This is a genomic window from uncultured Oscillibacter sp. (assembly GCF_900546705.1).
Classification (GTDB): Bacteria; Bacillota; Clostridia; order Oscillospirales; family Oscillospiraceae; genus Oscillibacter.
This window is the reverse complement of sequence record NZ_URDP01000038.1, coordinates 1-19343: the sequence shown is the minus strand read 5'-3', so window position 1 is coordinate 19343 and position 19343 is coordinate 1. Positions and strand designations below refer to the sequence as shown.

Genomic DNA, 19343 nt, shown 5'->3' with positions numbered 1-19343 from the left:
CCGAAGATCCTCAACTTGGCGGACTTTCTGTGAGGTGTCCGCCATGGATCAATACTGGAAAGAAATCGCCCCAAAACTGCCGATCCAGCCCTGTGACGATTTGAAGCAAAGTGTTTTGATGGATGTCTATGATAGTCATGCCTTGGGTGATCCGCTGATATTGTACCACCGGGAAGCGGTAACGTTGATGGATGAGATCCATGAAATCATGTTCCCGGAGGACTGGGAATGTTTGGAACGGTCAAAGAAACACCGCTGGGGTGCCCGCTGTACATGTACAAGATGCGGAGAGGATTTTATAGCCGGATATTCAAAGGGCGGAATTATTTTGACCAGTGGACCGGATGGACAGACATATGCTGGATATGCGGAGCCGGGACCGGACACCAATGAGTATCTGGATGGAGAGACGGTTCTGTGCCCGCATTGCTGGACTGATGCAGAGGTAACGCGACGATCTGATTTGCGTCACGGAAGAACTTTACAAGTCATTCAGGCGGAAGTGGTCAATGTGGAAAAGTACACTGCCGTTATGTATTGGTTGGTTCGGCGTTGGCTGGATTCTGATGGCACCGACACGACTAATTTCCTCCCATACGCAGCACTGCTGGTAGATACAGATGGAAAAGTGCGTCGATTCAGAGGCAAGATGCAAAGCGGCGATGTAAGAGAAGCTATATGGCTCCCCTGCACCTACTCCAGAGATCCCATGCAAATGCCTTATTATTCTTGGGAGGGAATAAAACATCGGAAGATTGGAGGCTGGACTCTTTCGTATGGCCCTGATTTGGGCGGCCATACCGGAGAGAAAACAGCGCTTGATGAGTACATTGGTACAGGCGGCTGCTGGCCGGGAGCGTATCTCCATGTGTGGGAAAAGCATCCACAAGTGGAAAACCTGATGCGGCAAGGGTTTGCGCAAGCTGTCACTGATACGATCGACAAGCAGCTTGACCGAGCCGTATACTGGCGGGATCTGTGTGACGAGCCGCCTATTTCTTGGGCGGACTGGAGCGAGGTCAAACCACATCGGATGCTGCACATGAGCAAGGCGGCCTTCCGTGAGATCCGCCAAAAAAATTGGACATCAGGAGATGTGGATTGCTGGGACAAGTACAGGATACAGATCCCAGGAGCCGATGCTCTGGAGTTTGAGCATTGCCGGGAATGTGTGGGGAGTAAGGCTGTCGAGCAACTTTTGGAAATGGTCGCCGCTGGATGGACCGATTTGATGCCGACCGTGGTAGTACGGTATCTAAAAAAGCAGGGAGAGCTTCGGGACGGGGTGCAGCTGCTGATTGACTACCGGAAAATGCTGCGTGATGCAAAGATGGCAGAGGATGAAGAAACGCTCTGGCCCCGGAATTTGGTTGCTGCCCATGAGCGTGTTACACAATTCTGGTCTGATCGCACGAAAACGCTGTACCAACTTGGATTTTCCAGCACATTTATCAAGTACCGGGATCTGGAGTGGACCGATGGAGAACTGTGTGTCGTACTGCCTCGTGTGTCAGAAGATCTTGTTTTAGAGGGAAAGACCCTTCGGCACTGTGTCGGGACCTATGGAAGTCAGCACTGCACAGGGAGACCCGTGTTTTTTATCCGCCACTATCGCCGACCTGAACGCAGCTATTACACCCTGCAGATCAATATGACAGGAAAGATCCCCAAAGAAATCCAGCTGCATGGGTACGGAAATGAGCGCCATGGAGATCGAAAGCAGTATACTCACAGAATTCCGAAAAAAGTGAGGGACTTTTGTGACCGATGGGAGCGGGAAGTGCTTACTCCGTGGTTTGCTGACCATAAGTCGAAGCAGAAGGAAACAACATCGCAATCCAATGAGATAAGGAGGATGGCGTAATGCAGAGAGCAAATTATACCGGCCGGGAGCGCCGGCAAAGAGCGGCGGCGCGGATCGCTCTGGCGGTGTGGCTGGTGGCCGTCCTGGTCCTGCTTACCGTTACGGCCAGGGCGGTGGGGATGTGAGAGACAAACCCATGCCGCCGTGCCGGGAGTGCCAGCGCCGGGCGCCCGGCTGCCATAACAAAGATACCTGCCCCGCCTGGGGCAGGTATCAGGCCGCTTTGGCGGAGCATCACGCGACGGAGCGTGCTCGCATCGACCGGGAGCGGATCTACAACGACTATGCGGTAAACCGGCGGAAAACCCGCCGCAGGAGAGAGGGGGAGCGTAATGCTCAATAATATCGTGCTCATGGGCCGCCTGGTACGGGACCCGGAGCTGCGCCACACAGGGAGCGGTACCGCCGTGGCCTCGCTGACGCTGGCGGTGGATCGGGACTACAAGAGCCAGAGCGGCGAGAAGGAGACGGACTTCATCGACATCGTGGCCTGGAGATCAACTGCGGAGTTTGTCTGCAAGTATTTCACCAAGGGCCGTATGGTCGTGGTGGAGGGCCGGCTCCAGGTCCGGGACTGGACGGATAAGGACGGCGGACGTCGCCGCAGCGCCGAGGTGGTGGCGGAGAACATCTACTTTGGAGACTCGAAGAGGACGGTGTCCGATTCGGACACACATCCGGCCGGGGAGATTACGGAGATCCCCGAGAGCGAGGAAGGGGAGTTGCCGTTTTGAGCGTCAAACTATTTTGTGACCGCTGCGGGCAGGAGTGCAAAAAGCACTGGGAGCTGCGGGTCCATACGGATGCCAGCTGCCTGCGGCCTGATTTTACGCGGGTACTTTGCAAATCGTGCGCGGCTGACATTATGAGCCTGGTAAACCCGGGCACGGATGCATCAGTGGCGACAACGGGTCAGAAGGCGATGGATCGGGAGCATCTGATCGCCGCCCTGAAAATGATGCAGGTGGAGACCGGAAGCCTGGTATGCCTGGGCTGTGGGCATGAGCATAACTGCGGCGTCCATGGCTGCGCCATTATTCGGGAAGCGGTGGAGCAGCTGGAGGCCATGGGGCCTGCCGCTGGTAAGCCGATGACGCTTGAGCAGCTGCGAGACGTAGCGCACGGAAAAATCAAGGATAGCACTTTACAACACATATGCGACCGTGCAAACGAAATTGCGTCTCCTCCCGCCCATATTGACCGGGAAAAGTGGAAAACTTGCTATACATGCAGACTGATCGAGAGGGCGAAAGAAACTTGGGGACGCAAATACAAGATATGCCCAAACTGTGGCCGCCCAATGACTGAGGACGCCTGGGCCGAGTATGAGAAAATGCTGAGGGGGTGCAGCAATGAGCCTTGAATACCCGTGCATCTATTACCGAGAAAATGGCCTGTGCAGCTACGGAGGCGACCTCACAGACGCAAACATCTGCGTGTTCGGTCCGTGCGACCATGAGACGCCGTCAAGAGCCGACCTGGTTCGGCGCATGAGCGACGAGGAACTGGCCCAGAACATCAACCGGCTGTTGGAGGGTGAGATATCGACCCCCTACTGCCGGGATCTGCCCGAGTGTGATGCGGATGTGGAGCGGGATGTGCCGATCCCTCTGGAGCGATGCGAGCAGTGCGTGCTGCACTGGCTCCGCCAGCCAGCCGAGGAGGTTTGTAGAAATGAAACTTGAAAATGCCACCAAGGATGAGCTGATCTGGTGGATCAAGGAGCACTCTTTTGCGCTTTCCTTTCGGCCCAGTGAGTTTGAGGCCGATATTATGCGGCACCGACATGACGTGTACATGGAGAAAGCTGATAAATGCGGAGAGCAGTATGACGAGGCTTTACAATCCTATCAGACGTTGTTGACCCCTTATCTGGGAAAGCCGCTGGGGCTGCTCCCAAAAGATGTGCTGGACCAGGGCGCAAGGCTGGAAAAGACTATGAACGCCGCCCAGCGGGAACGGATGCGGCTATGGGGCCTTGCCAACAAGTGCATGGACCGGGTGCTGGGGGCGTTGGATGGAGGTGGGGCTGATGCCTAAACAATCCGGCTATCTCCAACGGCAGGCGGCCCGGGAGCAAGTCATCATTGATGCCGTAGATCAAACGGTCCGGCAGCTGATGCTGGACACACTCCAGATCACGCTCCACACGGAGTACGGCTGGGGATTTGACCGGATCAAGGCCCTCAGCGAGGCATGGGCCAAGGTGTACAACCAGCTCCATAATGCGGTGGAGCGGGGACCAGAGCAGGACGTGGCACAGGAGCACCTGGACCGGGCTCTTCTGGAGATCATGCGGGGAAAGCAGGAGCTGATCCCGTTCCCGGAGCGTTATCCGCACCTACGGGAGATCAAATACGGCCGTTAGCAAAAAGGAAAACCGGAGGCTCAAGCCTCCGGCGTTTCCTGCAAGTATGCATCCACCCAACGATTGACCAGCGCATAGATGGAAGTGCCCTCTGCATGGGCCTTTTCTTTCAGCGCCTCGTACTTCTCCGGGGCCAGCCACACCCGCAGCTGCTTTTGAGAAGATAGATATTTCTTTTGCGTGGAGTATTTGTCGGCTTGTTCTGGCATGTGGTCACCTCTTTCGCAGGGAAATGATGATGGAGACGATGGACAGAGTGATGCTGATTCCGAGCAGAATATAGATCGCCATTTCGTTTGACACCGAGCTTTGTATCTGCTATCCTTAGAGGGAGGGGATTGCTCCCCTCACCTCGTCAGCCTGTGAGCTTTTCATACAGGAGTATGAGAGCAACCACTAGGTTGAGGATTGCGGTAACAAGATTGAGCCCGGTTTGGATGCTGGCTTTCTTGTTGCCGCTTTTTTTGTTTTTGCTCAATGTCCTGACCTCCTTTCCATGTTTTTATTATAACATAGTGCACTATATAAGTCAATAGGAAAATTAGAAATGGAGGGGAAAATACGGGACAATTATGGTATTGCACCCGCCAAAGAGCGGGACCGCTGGTCAAGGAGTGCCGGGCGCTGCGGCCGCCGCTGGGGCCGTCCGGCACCTGGCAGGATGCAGCGGACAAGCGGCAGCTGCGCAGGGGAGGACACAGCGCTGTGAGCCGCAGTCAGGTGGACCGCCTGGAGCTGCGCTTGGCACTGTATGGATATGAGGGCAGCCACTACACGCTCACCTACGACTGGGAGCATCTGCCCAGGGACTACGACGGCGTCCGCCGGTATTTCCGGGCATACCTGGCCAGGATGCTGCGGTGGCGGCACGGAGAGAGGTTTGACTGGATCATCTGCATCGAGGGACGCCACGGAGACCACCGCTACCACATCCACATGATCCTGCGGGACAGCCAATTCTCTCCGGCAGAGGTGCGCCACCTGTGGCGGGGCGGTGAGGTGGACGATGAGCCGGTGCTCCGCAAGGAGGGCGGCTACCGTCGGCTGGCGGAGTATTTCAACAAGGAGCGGCCGGACGGATTCAAGATTCCAATCGGCAAGCACCCGTGGAGCTGCTCCATGTCGCTCTCCCGGAGCCTGGAGCCGCCGGAGATCTGGCTGGACACCAGCGGCGTCATCGAGATCCCGGATGATGTGCTGTGGGCGCGCCGTGGGCAGGCGGTCAACGACTTTGGCGCCTACTACTACGGCAGCTATATCCTGCCGAAGCGTCCCAGAGAAAGAGATTTGCCCCAGGAGCCGGAAGTGCTTTTATTTTAGTAGATGTCGCGCGCGGGCGCGCGCACGCACGTCAATCTTGAAATCTAGTGGAAAAGTAGACACGTTTGGAAGAAAGTGAGGGAAACGCATTGCAAAAGGTGGAGCGGCGTGATAAACTGACCATAAAGAACGGATGGGTCATGTGCCCAGTGTGCGGAAAGGGGAAGATTCTCAAAATCAACCCGGACACTACCGTTCACAATCTGCCACGGCCGTGCAAGCGGTGTGGGCAGGAGAGCATCGTGAATATCGAAGCGCCTGAGCCAGAGTCCTCAGCGACCAGCGCCTGAGCCATGAGACAAGACCCGAAGAGGGAGTGTCGATGGCCCAGGCGCTTTTTGTTTTGCCCGGAGGTGATAGCCCGATGGCACAAAAGCCGCTGAGGCCGTGCCGACACCCAGGATGCTGCGTCCTGGTGCCGGATGGATACTGCGCAGCCCATAAGCCCAAAGACAGCGCCCGGCGCAGCGAGGCGTCCAAGTCCTGGCACTGGATGTATCTCACGCCGGAATGGATAAACGATCTGCGGCCCGCGCAGCTTCTGCGGGAGCCGTTCTGCCGGGAGTGTGCCAGGCGGTACCCGCCGGGAGACCCGCGCCGACGCACCCGGGCCACGGATGTGGACCACATCGTCCCACACAACGGGGACTGGGCCGTGTTCACGGATCGCGGAAACTTGCAGAGCCTTTGCCACGCCTGCCACAGCCGTAAGACCATGGCGGAAATCCGTGGAAAAAGCGAGACTTTGCGGAGCCGGTACCGGGGACGATAGGACGCAGCTTTGGGCGCATGCGCATGGCGCCGCGCCTGCGCGGATGCGCGGAGGGGATTCCTTGCGGGACCCGCCCCGGGGTCAAAAAAGTTTTGCCCGGACGGCGCAAGACCGCATGCCCCCTGCCGCGCGAGAAATTCTCCCCACGGGGAGTGTGCGGAAGGCTGCGAGGGTGCTGCAAATATGGATTCTGCGCTGCGACTGTGCAGCGGTGTCAGAATCGGACACAGGGAAAGGAGGGGCGGTATGCCCGGAAAACGACAGCCCACGGCGGTGGTGGAGGCCAACGGCCGCAAGCACCTGACCCAGGCTGAAATAGACGAGCGTCTGGACCGGGAGGTCCATGTGCCGCCCCCGGACGCGGCGGTCCCGCCCAAGTGGCTGCCCAAGCGGCTCCACGAAGAATACCGTGAGATCGGCGAGATCCTGCGTGCGGCCGGATTGTATGCCGAGCTGGACCGGGACGTGCTGGGGCAGTACTTTCTCTCCCGGGAGCGGTGGCTCCGGGCTGATAAGCGGGCCGGGGCGGCCATCCGGGCGGGGGACGAAAAACTGGCCCGGGAGTGGACCGGCGTCCAGGGCACTTACTTCAAGCAGGCGCGCCAGTGCGCCGAGGCAATGGGTCTCTCTGTTACTGCCCGGTGCAGGATCGTGGTGCCCTCTGCCATCCAGAACGCTGCCAAAGCACCGGCCGGGGAAGAGGCGGACGAGTTCACCCGGCGGCTGCGGGCACGGCAGGCGGCGGCTCTGGCAGAGGCGGAATAACCCATGCCGGTAAAATCCAGCGTGTTCACGGACCGGGAGGCGGGAGAGTTCGTCTGCCAGTTTATCTCCCGGCTGCCTACCACGGACACCGGTAAGAATTTCTCGCTCTATGACTGGCAGCTGGACGCCCTCATGCAGTTTTACAGCACCATGGAGTCGGACGAGGATACGGGAGAGGCCCTGCGGAAGTACTGGTACCTCTACCTGGAGATCCCAAAGAAAAACGGAAAGAGCGAGCTGGCGGCGGCCCTGGGAATCTACCACCTGTTCGCAGATGGCGAGCTGAACGCGGAGGTTTATATCTGCGCGGCGGATAAGGACAACGCCTCCATCGTGTTCAATGATGCCGTGTATATGCTGACCACGGCGCCCTGGACGGCCAAGATGATCGCCCGGGGCGAGCTCAAAATCATAGAATCCCGGAAGCGGGTGGAATACCGCCAGCGGGTCAGAACCGGGAACGGCGGATACAAGTGGATCGTACTGGGCGTCATGGCGGTGCTTTCGTCCGAGTCGTACAGCAAACACGGCTATAAGCCCAGCTGCGTGATCTTCGACGAGCTCCATGCTCAGCCCAATCGGGACCTGTGGGAAGTCATGACCTTCGGCGCCGGTTCCGGCCGCCGTCAGCCGGTGTGGATCGTACTGACCACGGCCGGCGATGACCCGGACCGCTGCTCCATCGGCTGGGAGATCCACGAGAAGGCCGTGGGCGTCCGGGATGCCCGGCGGCTGCGCAAGATCCTGGACGAGGGCGGAGATCCCCGGCAGGTCCTCTCCCTGCGGCATGTGTCCGACGAGGACATGCCGCAGGCCCAGAGCGATCTTCTGGAGCGGGATCTTCCCAACTGGCTGCCGGTGCTCTACGGCCTGACCGCCATGTTCGGCGACGACCCGGACGATCTCAAGGACATCGACATCTGGGACGAGGCCCTCTGGTACCTGTTCAATCCGTCCCTGGGCAAACACCTGAAGCTGCGCACGGTGCGGCTGGAGGCCATGGAGGCCCGGCGCAGCGAGGCGGGAGAAAAGCTCTTCCGCTGGCTGCGGCTCAATCAGTGGATCTCCGTCAAGTCGGTGGGGTGGATCGCCCTGACCCTTTATGACAAGACCCAGTGCGGACCCAGCAAAAAGGCGGAGCGGGAGGCGTGGGTGATGGAACACCTGGCCGGAAAGCTCTGCTACGGCGGCGTGGACCTCTCTACCAGCAAGGACCTGACGGCCTTTGTGCTGCTGTTCCCGCCCCAGCCGGGATTGGAGACGGCGGTGCTGTTTCCGATGATCTGGCGGCCTGGAGGCACGGCAGAGGAGGCCGAGCGGCGGGACCACGTCCCATACCGGGACTGGGCGCGGGCGGGGTTCCTGGCCCTCTGTGACGGGGACATCATCAACTACACGGACGTGGAGGATGCCATCCGGTGGGCGCGGGAGACCTTTGACCTGCGCATGGTGGGCTTTGACCCGTACCTGAGCCGGACGATCACCCAGCGGCTGGAGCCGATCGTGTCCATTGTGGAGATCCCCCAGGACCTCAGAAACCTGTCGCCGGCCATGAAGGAGACAGAGGACCTTATGATCCGGCGCCAGCTGCTCCATGTACACAATACCTGCTTCCGCTGGACGTTTGGCAACGTGCGCTGCTATGTGGACGGCAACGGTAACTGCAAGCCGATGAAAAACAAATCCACCGGACGTATCGACCCCACGGTGGCCTCCATCATCGCCATGGCGGTGTGGATGATCGACCGGAATCAAAAGCCGGATCTGGCGGAGGCCATGGCGCGGCCGGGATTCAGCTTATAGCGTGTCCGAATCGGACACAGGAAGGAGATCCATGAAGGCATTGAAAGACGGGGTGGCGGCCTACGCCACGGAGCTTATGATGACAGCCGGGGCGGCTCTGGTAAGCCTGGGCGCCGGGATGATCTATCTGCCGGCCGGCGTCATTGCCGCAGGCACCTTTTTGCTGGCGGGGGGCGTTCTCAGCTGCCTGGGAGGTGGTAAGGCATGAGCATCCGCGATGGACTGCGGGCGGTGGCCCGGTCGCCTTCCGGCATGCGCAACGCCGTGACGGTCAGCTCCCTGACAGCGGCCGGCTATTCCCCCGCTGCAGCAGATACCAGCGAGACGGCAGCCAGAAAGCTCAGCGCCGTGGACCGGTGCATTGAGATCCTTTCGGACTCCATGGCCAAACTCCCCACCTACTGTGTGGACCGTGTGACCCGTGAACGGGTGGACCTGCCGATTTTGCGGCTGCTCAACGTCCGGCCCAACGAGGCCATGACGCCGTCCGTTCGGAAAAAGCTGCTGGAATCCAGCCGCCTGGCCCGTGGCAACAGCTATGACTGGATTCGGCGGGACCCCTATACAGCGCAGATCGTGGAGCTGATCCCCCTGCCCGGGGAGCTGGTCTACACCTGGCGGGACACTGCCGGGCATGTATGGCACAATGTGCGCGATCCCGTGGCCGGCAGTGTGTTCACGCTCCCCGATGCCGATGTCAACCACTACAAGGGCGCCTCCCGCGATGGAGTGAACGGCATCTCCGTGCTGCGGCGGGCGGCGGAGGTCATTACGGCGGCCAGGGCAAGGCAGCAGCACGACTTGCGCTATTACGAAAACGGCGCGCAGCCCGGCGGCGTGCTGCAGACACAGGCGGATCTTTCCGGCCAGGTACAGGACCCGGAGAACCCGGACAGAATGATCGGCCGGAAGGATCTCCTGCGGCGGGAGTGGGAGCGGATTCATGCCGGGCCCACCAATGCAAACCGTCTGGCCATTCTGGACTACGGCCTGGAATACAAGCCTGTGAGCCTCACCAACAAGGACGCCCAGTTCATTGAGAGCCAGGAGGTGGCCATCCGGGACATTGCCCGGTATTTCGGAATCCCCCTCTACAAGCTCCAGGAGGGCAAGCAGGCATACAGCTCCAATGAGCAAAATGCCATCGAGTACGTGGTCTCCACCCTGCATCCCATCGTTACTCAGTACGAGGAGGAGCAGACCTGGAAGATGCTGTTCGCCGATCAGATCTCTGCCGGCCTGGAGCTGCGGATCAACATGATGGCGGAGCTGCGGGGCGACAATGCCGCCCGCAGCGCCTGGTACAAGAACATGCGGGAGATCGGCGTCTTTTCCGTCAACGACATCAACCGGCTGGAGGATATGCCGGATGTGGAGGGCGGAGACGAGCGTCTGGCCTCGCTGAATTATGTGCCCCTCTCCAAGTGGGTGGAGCTGAGTTTGAACCGAAACGGAGGAACGACATGAGAGTGACCCTGAATGGCATCGTGTCCTCGGATGAGGACCGGTGGATCTATGAGTGGTTTGGGTACCGGGCTTTCTCCCCGGAACAGGTGCGGGACGCCATTGCCCAGAATCCCCGGGGGGAGGAGCTGGTGCTGGAGATCAACTCTCCCGGCGGCTCTGTCTTTGCCGGCAGCGAGATGTACAGCATCCTGCGCAGCTGCTCCATCCCCACGCGGGCGGAGATCCAGAGCCTTGCGGCTTCTGCCGCCAGCTATCTGTGCCTTGGCTGCGGCACGGTGGCCATCTCCCCGGTGGCGCAGATGATGATGCACCTGCCCAGCACTACCACGGAAGGAGACCGCACGGAGCACCAGCGATCCATCGGTATGCTGGACGCCACCCGGGAGGCCATCCTCAACGCCTATGAGCTCAAGGCCAAAGGCAAGAGTGACCGGGCGGAGCTGCGGCGGATGATGAGCACGGAGACCTGGCTCACCGCCCAGGACGCGCTGGACCATGGCCTGGTGGATGAGATCCTGGGCCAGGAGGACGGGCAGACCATGCGTCCGGGCAGCCTGGCCAACGCCTTCGGCCTGCCGGACATCACGGCCCTGCGGGCGGCCTACGACCGGGCAAATCCATCGGCGCCGCCGGAGCGCAGACCTCACAACGCCGGAACGGACTGGCGGCTTGCTGCCCGTCTGGACCTGGAAAAAAACAGATTTTGATTGGAGGACAAAACAATGAAGCACAAGCTCTACAACCTCATCAACCAGCGCGCCGGCCTGGTGAAAAAGGCCGAGGAAGCTCTGGATGCGGGAAACAAGTCCGATTACCAGAGCCTCATGGAGCAGATCCGCAATCTCAACGCCGAGATCAAGGATGTGCAGGCCCTGGTCGACGAGCAGGACCGCCAGATGATGGCGGCTCCCGGCCCCACCGGATCTGAGCTGGAGGACCTGGCACACGAGCGTGTCTCCGCACTGATGCGGGGCGACAGTGTCACCTTCAACGCCACGGAGGTGCGCCGGGCCATGAACCAGATCACCCTGGCCACGGGCACCATCGTGGAGCCCACCGGCGCCGGCTCCACCATCCACGATCCCCTGGGCAATGTGGTCCCGTCCATCGTGGACCGGGTGCGGGTGATGGACATGACCGGCATGGGCGCCTTCCAGGAGCCCTATGTGATCACGGAGCTGGATGCCAAGGGCGGGAAGGTGAGCGAGACGGCCGGCACGGCCCGCACGGCCTCCACCGATCCCACCTTCGGCGTGGCGGAGATCAAGCCCTATGAGCTGAGCGTGACCTCCTATGTGGACCGCAATATCGCCCGCCTGTCTCCGGCCAGCTACTACGACAAGATCTCCGGCATGGCCATGCGGGCCCTGCGCCGGAATCTGGCGGCACTGATCGTCAACGGCGATGATCCTTCCACGCCCACGTTCTTCGGCATTACCAATGCAAAAAATAAGGCTGCTGCGAACATCTTTGCGGAGGCTTCCCTGGGCAGCGCCATTGACGTGAATACCCTGGACACCCTGTATTTTGCCTACGGCAGCGACGAGGCCATGGGCGCCGGTGCCCGGCTGCTGCTGACCAAGGCAAACCTGAAGGCGCTGGGCGCTCTGCGGGGCGCCAACGAAAAACGCCGACTGCTGACCATTACCCCTGACGCCACCAACCCCAACAGCGGCGTCATTACCGACGGCGGCGTGGTGCTGCCCTACGATCTGGTGAAAGCGGTGGGCGACACCAAGATCCTCTACGGTGATCCGTTCAACTTCGAGGTGGGCCTGTTCGGCGATTACACCATCCGGATCGATGAGTCCGTCAAGGCGGTGGAGCGGATGTATGCCATCCTGGGCGACGTCTTTGTGGGCGGCAACCTGATCGTGGACAAGGGCTTCGTGGTAGGCACCATCGGCGGCTGATGCCGGAGGTGAGTCATGGATGATGCGGTAAAAGCCCGCCTGATGGCCTACTGCCGGATCGATACCCTGGAGGATGGGGAGGAACTCCTCCTCCAGGGGCTCCATGACGCGGCGGTGAGCTACATGGCTCAGGCGGGCATCCGGGAGCCCAAGGAGGGGACGCCCCGGCGGGCGCAATACGACCTTTGTATCTGCGCCCTGGTGCTGGACGGCTACGACCGGCGGGGCGCTCAGACGGAGGGCAGCGTCAGCGACAACCCTGTTCTCCGCCGGATGCTCACCCAGCTCAAGCTGACGGAGCTGCCGGTGTCCGATTCTGACACCGGCGGAGTGGAGGTGCTGAGATGAATCCTGTACAGGCAGGAGAGTTCCGGCACCGAATCCGGATCTTGAGGCGGGCGGAAAAAGCCGACGGGGAAGGGTTCCCCGTCGGCGAGCCGGAGGAGGTCTACCGCTGCTGGGCAAGGGTGACCATGACCAGCGGCACCGAGCTGGTGCGGGCCAATGCGGACTTTGGCCAGATGAAAGCCAGGTTCCTGATCCGATGGACCAGCGTCCCCATTGACCGAAAGATGTGGGTGGAGTACGGCGGAAAGGAGTGGCAGATCGAGTATGTCAATGACTACGCAGGACGGCAGTATCTTGAGCTCTGGGGCGTCTGTGAGAGCAACAGCAGAAGCTGAGTCCTCCGTCTACGCCCGGCTGGTGGCTGCGGTGACGCCTGTTGTTCCGGTGTGTGAGCCGGCGATCTATGGCGGCGATGCGGAAGCGTACTGCACCTACAATGCAACGGAAATGCCGGAAGGGTTTGGGGACGATGCTCCCCACGCGCTGCGGTATCTGCTGCAGCTCCATTACTTTTGCCCGCTGGCAGGAAATCCGCTGCCTACGGTACGGCAGCTTCGGCAGGCTGTTTTTGACGCCGGCTTTACCTATCCCACCATGGAAGATGCCAGTGATCTGGATGGCCGGCACTATGTGTTGGAGTTTGAAGAAGTGGGTGGGGTCAATGGCTGAATTTTCTGCCTCCGGATTGGATGAGCTGATGCTCAGCCTGCAGGATGTAGCGCAGCTCCCGGAATCGGTCCAGGATTCCATGCTCAATGCCCAGGCGGATGTGGTACTGCAGGCACAAAAGTCAGCGGCTCAATCAATAGCGGATACAGGAAAGACTGCCCGATCTTTGAAAAAAAATAAGCCCAAAACAAGAAAGGGCATCCGTTATATCAGTATTACTTTTTCAGGGACCCGAAAACGGGGAAAAACCGTTACCCGAAATGCCGAAATTGCTTTTGTCAATGAATACGGAAAACGGGGTGTCCCGGCCAGGAACTTCATCCGGAAAGCCAACGAGCAAAGTGCGGCTGCCAGCACTCAGGCGGCGGCAACAGTATACGATGAATATTTACGGTCAAAGGGGCTGTGAAGTCCCTGAAAGGAGGAGCTCATGAAATACGGAGCAAAAATGCTGCAGTGGGCGCCGTTTGCCCAGAGCGACCCGGAGCCTGCCGGGGCACTTCCCAAGTATGGCACCCCGGTCAATCTGGGGGAGCTGAACAAGGTGACCGACAGTCCGACCTTTAACGAGGCCAAGGGATACGGTGACAATGCCCTGAAGGTGCATGTGGTGGAGTTCAAGGAAGCCGGCATCGATGTGGAGGTCAACGAGCTGGCCAATACGGCGGCTTCCGCCATCTTCGGCGCAAAGCTGGACGATGAAGATGCACAGGATCTGCACTTCGGCGCAGAGGACAACCCGCCCTACGGGGGACTGGGCTTTTATATCTCCAAAATGCTGGAGGGCAACGTGAAGGTATACCAGGGGATCTATTACCCCAAGGTGAAAGCCAGCATGCAGGGTGAGGAATATTCCACTAAAGGCGAGTCCATTACGCTGGCCAACTCCAAGATCCACTTCCTGGCATCTGCCTGCAACAGCGGCGACTGGCAGATCAAGAGCAAGGATTTCCCCACAGAGACGGAGGCGGCCAGCTGGGTAAACGAAAAGATCAAGGCAAGCGGCACATGATCGGCGGGGCGCAGCGCCCCGCTTTCTCAAAAGAGGAGCGACAATGAAAGACGTTGACTTTGCATTTAACGGGCAGGTGCTGCACCTGTATCTCAACGGTGCGGCGCTGTTTGATTTTTATGATAAGTTCGGCAGTGACAAGGAGATCCCGGACGTTGTCGCCGGTGAAAGCCGGGCATCCTTCCTGGCCACCTGCTGGCTTTTGCAAAAGCTCTCCGAGCAGGGGGAGCTGGCAAGGCGGCAGCTGGGCCACACGCCGGAGCCGATCCCTGCCATGGGACAGCTGTCGGCTCTGCTGGGGCCGCTGGATGTACTGCGTGCCAGGCGAGCCATTTGCTCGGCTGCCCATCTGGGCCTTTCCATGGAGCACGTACCCAAGCGGGAGTATGAAGATCTCGGGCTTTTGGAGCTGCAAAAAAAAACGGAACCCGGCAGACTTGGCCGGAGTATCTTGACACGGTTACGCAGATTTTGGGCCTGGATCTCCGGGCGGCGCAGCTGCTGACCCCTGGTCAGGTGGCGGATCTGGTGGAGCTGGAAGTCGGACGGGGACGCCTGAAGCGGAAGGAGGATTGACCCATGGCGGTGAGGACGATCTCCACGTCCATCAAACTGGACGGAGAGCAGGAATTCAAAAAGCAGATGGCGTCCGTCAACTCGGAAATGAAAAACCTGAAGTCCGAAATGGCGCTGGCCACGGCGGAATTCAAGGGACAGGCCAATTCCATGGAGGCCCTCACGGCCAAAGGGCAGATCCTGCGCCGGGAGCAGGAGCAGCAGGCAGAAAAGGTGCGGGCTCTGGAGCGGGCCGTCTCAGATGCTGCTGAGGCATACGGCGAGGCAGACAGCCGGACGGATGCCTATAAACGGCAGCTCAATTATGCCCGGGCTGCGCTTGCCGATCTCAACGGTGAGATCCAGGACAATGAACGGTATCTGGATGAGGCCAGACGCAGCGCGGACCGATGTGCCGACTCCATCGACGAGTATGGCCGGGAGGTGCGCAGCGCCGGAGACGCGGCGGGACAGATGGATCTGACCTCTCCCTTTTCCGGACTGGATGATGCGGTTGGAAAGCTGGGGGCGCTGAAAGGCGCATTGGCCGGAGGCGCCATTGTGGGCGGGCTTTCCGCCATTGCCGGGGCCATCACGGAGGTGGTGGATGCGTCGGAGGAATACCGCAAGATCATGGGCACGCTGGAGGTCTCTTCCCAGGCTGCCGGGTATTCCGCCGAGGAGACGGCCCAGACCTATGAGCGGCTTTACTCGGTCCTGGGTGACAACCAGACAGCGGCCACCACAGTGGCCAACTTGCAGGCCATCGGATTGAGTCAGGAGGAGCTGATGCTGGTGACGGATTCCGCCATCGGTGCCTGGGCCCGGTACGGAGACAGCATCCCCATCGACGGATTGGCGGAGGCCATCAACGAGACCATCCAGGCCGGTCAGGTAACGGGAACCTTTGCCGATGTGCTCAACTGGGCAGGCACCAGTGAGGATGACTTCAACGCTAAGCTGGAGAGCGCAAACTCCACCACAGAGCGGGCCAATATCGTGCTCCAGGAGCTGACCCGCCAGGGCCTGGCAGAGGCCGGACAGGCATGGATCGACACCAACGACGATATTGTGGCAGCCAATGAGTCCCAGGCAAAATTTGAGGAGGCGCAGGCAAAGCTGGGAGAAAAGCTCAGCCCCGTAAAAGACGCCCTGCGGGATCTCGGAACCGAAGGCTTCAATTTCCTGTCGGACTGCATTGATGGAGCCGTACAGGGTATTCAGGATCTGGGGGATTGGTGGGAGCGGACCCGCCCGAAGCTGGAGGAAGGCTGGGATAAATTTTTCGGCATCGATCCGGATAAAAAATGGGTGCGGAAGTCAGACGGCACTTATGGATGGGTGGAGGGCTCTCATGCCGGCGGATTGTGGAGAGTTCCCCATGACGGCTATGTTGCGGAGCTTCACCGGGATGAGACGGTCCTGCCGGCGGCAGACGCGGCGGTGTGGCGCAGCTTGTCCAATACCGGCACGCTGTCCGCAGGGACTGCATTTGCCGGGGGACAGCAGGTGCAGACATCCAGGCCGCAGGATATCGTGATTCACTTCACGGAGGAGCTGGACGGCGCAGTGCTCAGCCGGAAACTGTATCGCTATAACCAGACGGAGGGCCGCATTCACGGCGGCTCTCTTGTGGAGGTGTAGTATGACCAGACTTCCGTTTATTGTTGATGGAGTCGATTTTTCCACAAAAATCAACCGGCTTGTGTATTCTGTTGGGTACGAAAAGCGGGAGGGAAGCAACGGAGGACTCATGCTGGACGGATCGGAGACGGTGGACATTCTGGCGTTCAAGGCGGTAGTCACCGTCTATACCAACGCACTGACAGAATCCGAGGTCACAGCATTGTTTTCGGCCCTCTTAAAACCCTATGTGCAGCTTACCTACCGGGATCTGCGGACAGGCTCTGATCGGACGGCAACGTTTATCCCGGATGTGGATGCGGCTGAGATTTTGCTGATTGACGGGCAGACTCCGTATTTTTCGGAGTTCGGCATCACGCTGAGGGAGAGGTGACCATGAGCGCAAAGATCATCGTGGGCGATCCGGCATCGCCACTTGCGGTCTACCAGGGAGACGACGTCAAAACCTGCACCTGTGTCATGTATTCCGCCCTTTCCGGTGAGGAGCTGGCGATTGACCAGCTGTTGCCGGTGGTGTACTCGGCGGCCTATGTGCGTGTGCGATTTGTGCCGGCCGGCTCTACGGGCCTGCGGACAGCGGATGGCTACATCTTCACCGTGTTCCCGGCGGACATCCGCCCGGACGCCATCCCCTACGGCACGCCGGCGCGGCTGTATGACGGCGACACTCTCATCGGCAAGTTCTATTTTTCCAAGGCGGCGCGCACATCCGAGACGCATTTTTCTTTGACCGCAGTCTCCGGGGTGGGCATCCTGGATGGCCAGATCCACTACGGAAACATCTACACCGGCCAGACCTTTCAGGAGGTGGCTCGGGAGATCATCAACGGGGCGTTTTCCTTTACCTGTGCCGAGGATGTGGCCGCCGTTCTCATTTTCGGATGGCTGCCAATCTCCACCCGCCGGGCGAATCTGCACCATCTGCTCTTTGCCACCGGCGTCATGCTGCGCAAGGACGCCTCCGGGGAGGTCTACTTCTGCTTCCCGGATACCGCTGTCCAGATCAACGTGCCGGACAGCCGCATTTTTTACGGCGGCGAGGTGGACTATCTGACCCCGGCCACCGGCGCGAACGTCACGGAGCACACGTTTATCCCCTTGGAGTCGGACGAGCAGGTAACGCTCTACGACAACACCCAGAGCGGCGAGGTGGCGGAGGATGTGTTCGTCTCCTTCCGGGATGCGCCCATCCACGATCTGCAGACCACCGGCACCATCGAGATCCGGGAGTCCGGCGTCAATTATGCCGTTGTCAGCGGCTTGGGAACCTTGATAGGGAAGAAGTACACCCATGTTACCCGCGTACTGTCCAAAACGGTGCAGGGGCGCGCGACGGGCCAGGAAAAGACGGCCACCGTGTCCCAGGCGACGCTGGTCAATGCTACCAACAGCCGCAATGTGCTGGAGCGGGTGCTTAGCTACTACGCCTCCGCCCGGCGCATCCGCAGCGACATCGTGCTGGCGGACGAAAAACCGGGCGATCTGATTGCGTTCAACAACCCCTACTACGAACCGGAGAGCGCCTTCCTGGCGCAGATGGAGATCTCCTCCGGCTCGTTCCTCCGGGCGGCCTGCGAGCTGATTACCGGCTATGTGCCTTCCGGCGGCGGCAATAACTACACCCAGTCCGTCGTGCTCACCGGCGAGGGCGAGTGGGTATCCCCCATCGACGGCCGCATCAAGATCGCCGTTATCGGCGCAGGCTGTGGCGCCGTCGGTGGAAACTGCGGCGGCGCGGCGGATGGCCACCACCTGAACTATGACAACTTCGGGGATAACAGCGGGACGTACCGGATCTACCATATCGGAACTGACGGAGAGATTGAACTTTACCAGGACAGAACCAAGTCCCCAGGGCACGAGGCGTATCTTCCATGCCCAGGTGGAACGACTCCGGGCATCGGAGGAACGCCGGGCACGCCCGGCGAGGGCGGCAGAATCCTGGTGGTGGAGATCAACGTCACCAAGGGTCAGAAATTTGTATACAAATGCGGCATCGGTGGTATCGGCGGCATCGGTCAGCGCATGGTTGGAGCCCTGAAAGGCGCGGAGAACGTCAACGTCGGCTTTACGATTGAACCCAGCGAGGCCGGTACGGAAGGCAGCGACACCACGTTCGGACCGTATTCCAGTGCAAACGGCGTCCGTCTGCGGTATGGATATCTGGATGTGCTCACCAATACGCTCTATGGCTCCATTGGGGACAACGGGAGGCCGGGCCAGTCTGGCTATCTGGGCGCCTCTGCTGCGGACGGCGTAGGCCAGGGGTCAAACCCAGGGAAGCCAGGTGCGGGCACATGGGAAAAAGACAATGGAGATGGCTTTCCGGACGATGAAAAAGAATTCAGACTGGGCGGTGCTGGTACCGGTGGCCCAGCCTACGGAGCCGCAGGTCCGAAACCGCCGGAGATCCCGGACTACGTCAATACGTATGGCGGACCGGACTCCGGTGCGTTTGGCCTCGCGGAGGGAGCCGGCGTCAAAGGTGCGCAGCCGGTCAAGCCCCCGGTGCCGGCGGCGTACGGCAAGGGCGGCACGGCGGGTCATGGCGGAGGCGGCGGCAGCTGCGCGGGCGCAGGTGAGTCCCAGATGTATGGTGACTGGGGCGGGTTCAATTTCTACCGCCCTGGCGGCGTTGGCGGCGATGGCTCAGACGGCGGAGACGGGGCCACCGGCTGCATTGTCATTTTGATGTGAGGAGGCGCACATGGAAGAGTATCAATCCAAATACACAGGCCTCCAGATCGAGGAGGCCATTGGCGCCGGGCTGGAGATCAGAGACGCCCCCCAGCAGGCGCTGGCAAATCTGGGTGGGCGGCCAAACCCCAATTTGCTTGACAACT

General features: G+C 60.1%; 26 protein-coding genes. 25 read left to right on the top strand and 1 reads right to left on the bottom strand.

Features of this window, described 5'->3' with window-relative positions:
• Positions 1–43: 43 nt before the first annotated feature.
• From QZS13_RS08240 to QZS13_RS08210, 7 genes are all read left to right on the top strand, one after another.
• Positions 44–1864: a PcfJ domain-containing protein gene (locus QZS13_RS08240; RefSeq protein ID WP_295587803.1), complete on the top strand. Its 1821-nt coding sequence runs from the start codon at positions 44–46 to the stop codon at positions 1862–1864.
• Positions 1864–1989, top strand: a complete 126-nt coding sequence (locus QZS13_RS08235; protein ID WP_295587801.1) for a hypothetical protein — start codon at positions 1864–1866, stop codon at positions 1987–1989. Before QZS13_RS08240 ends, QZS13_RS08235 begins: the two co-directional genes overlap by 1 nt.
• A 207-nt stretch (positions 1990–2196) precedes the next feature.
• Positions 2197–2598, top strand: a complete 402-nt coding sequence (gene ssb / locus QZS13_RS08230; RefSeq protein WP_295587798.1) for a single-stranded DNA-binding protein — start codon at positions 2197–2199, stop codon at positions 2596–2598.
• A complete protein-coding gene (locus tag QZS13_RS08225; protein ID WP_295587796.1) occupies positions 2595–3227 on the top strand; it encodes a hypothetical protein in 633 nt (210 codons plus the stop codon). The genes ssb and QZS13_RS08225 overlap by 4 nt, the downstream gene beginning before the upstream one ends.
• Complete coding sequence (locus QZS13_RS08220; RefSeq protein WP_295587794.1) at positions 3217–3549, top strand: hypothetical protein; 333 nt, start codon at positions 3217–3219, stop codon at positions 3547–3549. The genes QZS13_RS08225 and QZS13_RS08220 overlap by 11 nt, the downstream gene beginning before the upstream one ends.
• Positions 3539–3904, top strand: a complete 366-nt coding sequence (locus QZS13_RS08215; protein ID WP_295587792.1) for a hypothetical protein — start codon at positions 3539–3541, stop codon at positions 3902–3904. The genes QZS13_RS08220 and QZS13_RS08215 overlap by 11 nt, the downstream gene beginning before the upstream one ends.
• Positions 3897–4232 (top strand): hypothetical protein, encoded by a 336-nt coding sequence (locus QZS13_RS08210; RefSeq protein ID WP_295587790.1) that lies wholly within the window; start codon positions 3897–3899, stop codon positions 4230–4232. Before QZS13_RS08215 ends, QZS13_RS08210 begins: the two co-directional genes overlap by 8 nt.
• Before the next feature lie 20 nt (positions 4233–4252).
• On the opposite strand, the gene QZS13_RS08205 is transcribed toward QZS13_RS08210, so the two are convergent.
• Entirely contained in the window at positions 4253–4441 is a 189-nt protein-coding gene (locus QZS13_RS08205) for a hypothetical protein (RefSeq protein WP_295587788.1), read from the bottom strand.
• 496 nt (positions 4442–4937) lie between these two features.
• Between QZS13_RS08205 and QZS13_RS08200 the strand changes: the two genes are divergently transcribed.
• From QZS13_RS08200 to QZS13_RS08115, 18 genes are all read left to right on the top strand, one after another.
• The gene (locus tag QZS13_RS08200; RefSeq protein ID WP_295587786.1) at positions 4938–5552 is read left to right on the top strand and encodes a hypothetical protein; all 615 of its coding nucleotides are present in this window, start codon (positions 4938–4940) and stop codon (positions 5550–5552) included.
• Positions 5553–5692: 140 nt separating this feature from the next.
• Complete coding sequence (locus QZS13_RS08195) at positions 5693–5842, top strand: cysteine-rich KTR domain-containing protein (protein WP_295587805.1); 150 nt, start codon at positions 5693–5695, stop codon at positions 5840–5842.
• Between the two features lie 125 nt (positions 5843–5967).
• A complete protein-coding gene (locus QZS13_RS08190; RefSeq protein WP_295587784.1) occupies positions 5968–6324 on the top strand; it encodes an HNH endonuclease in 357 nt (118 codons plus the stop codon).
• Positions 6325–6570: 246 nt separating this feature from the next.
• On the top strand, positions 6571–7089 hold the full coding sequence (locus tag QZS13_RS08185; RefSeq protein ID WP_295587782.1) for a P27 family phage terminase small subunit: 519 nt from the start codon (positions 6571–6573) through the stop codon (positions 7087–7089).
• A gap of 3 nt (positions 7090–7092) precedes the next feature.
• Positions 7093–8892 (top strand): terminase large subunit, encoded by a 1800-nt coding sequence (locus QZS13_RS08180; protein WP_295587780.1) that lies wholly within the window; start codon positions 7093–7095, stop codon positions 8890–8892.
• Positions 8893–8923: 31 nt separating this feature from the next.
• Positions 8924–9100: a hypothetical protein gene (locus QZS13_RS08175; protein ID WP_295587778.1), complete on the top strand. Its 177-nt coding sequence runs from the start codon at positions 8924–8926 to the stop codon at positions 9098–9100.
• On the top strand, positions 9097–10359 hold the full coding sequence (locus QZS13_RS08170) for a phage portal protein (protein ID WP_295587776.1): 1263 nt from the start codon (positions 9097–9099) through the stop codon (positions 10357–10359). The genes QZS13_RS08175 and QZS13_RS08170 overlap by 4 nt, the downstream gene beginning before the upstream one ends.
• The gene (locus QZS13_RS08165; protein ID WP_295587774.1) at positions 10356–11066 is read left to right on the top strand and encodes a head maturation protease, ClpP-related; all 711 of its coding nucleotides are present in this window, start codon (positions 10356–10358) and stop codon (positions 11064–11066) included. The genes QZS13_RS08170 and QZS13_RS08165 overlap by 4 nt, the downstream gene beginning before the upstream one ends.
• Positions 11067–11081: 15 nt before the next feature.
• Positions 11082–12272 carry a phage major capsid protein gene (locus QZS13_RS08160; RefSeq protein ID WP_295587772.1) on the top strand — a complete coding sequence of 397 codons (1191 nt, stop codon included), beginning with the start codon at positions 11082–11084 and terminating at the stop codon, positions 12270–12272.
• Positions 12273–12287: 15 nt separating this feature from the next.
• The gene (locus QZS13_RS08155; protein WP_295587770.1) at positions 12288–12620 is read left to right on the top strand and encodes a head-tail connector protein; all 333 of its coding nucleotides are present in this window, start codon (positions 12288–12290) and stop codon (positions 12618–12620) included.
• The gene (locus tag QZS13_RS08150) at positions 12617–12955 is read left to right on the top strand and encodes a phage head closure protein (protein WP_295587768.1); all 339 of its coding nucleotides are present in this window, start codon (positions 12617–12619) and stop codon (positions 12953–12955) included. Before QZS13_RS08155 ends, QZS13_RS08150 begins: the two co-directional genes overlap by 4 nt.
• On the top strand, positions 12933–13289 hold the full coding sequence (locus QZS13_RS08145) for a hypothetical protein (RefSeq protein WP_295587766.1): 357 nt from the start codon (positions 12933–12935) through the stop codon (positions 13287–13289). The genes QZS13_RS08150 and QZS13_RS08145 overlap by 23 nt, the downstream gene beginning before the upstream one ends.
• Positions 13282–13698 carry an HK97-gp10 family putative phage morphogenesis protein gene (locus tag QZS13_RS08140; protein ID WP_295587764.1) on the top strand — a complete coding sequence of 139 codons (417 nt, stop codon included), beginning with the start codon at positions 13282–13284 and terminating at the stop codon, positions 13696–13698. Before QZS13_RS08145 ends, QZS13_RS08140 begins: the two co-directional genes overlap by 8 nt.
• 21 nt (positions 13699–13719) lie before the next feature.
• Complete coding sequence (locus QZS13_RS08135; protein WP_295587762.1) at positions 13720–14301, top strand: hypothetical protein; 582 nt, start codon at positions 13720–13722, stop codon at positions 14299–14301.
• A gap of 43 nt (positions 14302–14344) precedes the next feature.
• Positions 14345–14806 carry a hypothetical protein gene (locus tag QZS13_RS08130; RefSeq protein WP_295587760.1) on the top strand — a complete coding sequence of 154 codons (462 nt, stop codon included), beginning with the start codon at positions 14345–14347 and terminating at the stop codon, positions 14804–14806.
• Between the two features lie 74 nt (positions 14807–14880).
• Positions 14881–16500, top strand: coding sequence for a hypothetical protein (locus QZS13_RS08125; RefSeq protein ID WP_295587758.1), 1620 nt, complete (start codon positions 14881–14883; stop codon positions 16498–16500).
• A 109-nt stretch (positions 16501–16609) separates the two neighbouring features.
• The gene (locus QZS13_RS08120; protein ID WP_295587756.1) at positions 16610–16873 is read left to right on the top strand and encodes a hypothetical protein; all 264 of its coding nucleotides are present in this window, start codon (positions 16610–16612) and stop codon (positions 16871–16873) included.
• Between the two features lie 2 nt (positions 16874–16875).
• Positions 16876–19197 carry a hypothetical protein gene (locus QZS13_RS08115; protein ID WP_295587753.1) on the top strand — a complete coding sequence of 774 codons (2322 nt, stop codon included), beginning with the start codon at positions 16876–16878 and terminating at the stop codon, positions 19195–19197.
• Positions 19198–19343 lie beyond the last annotated feature (146 nt).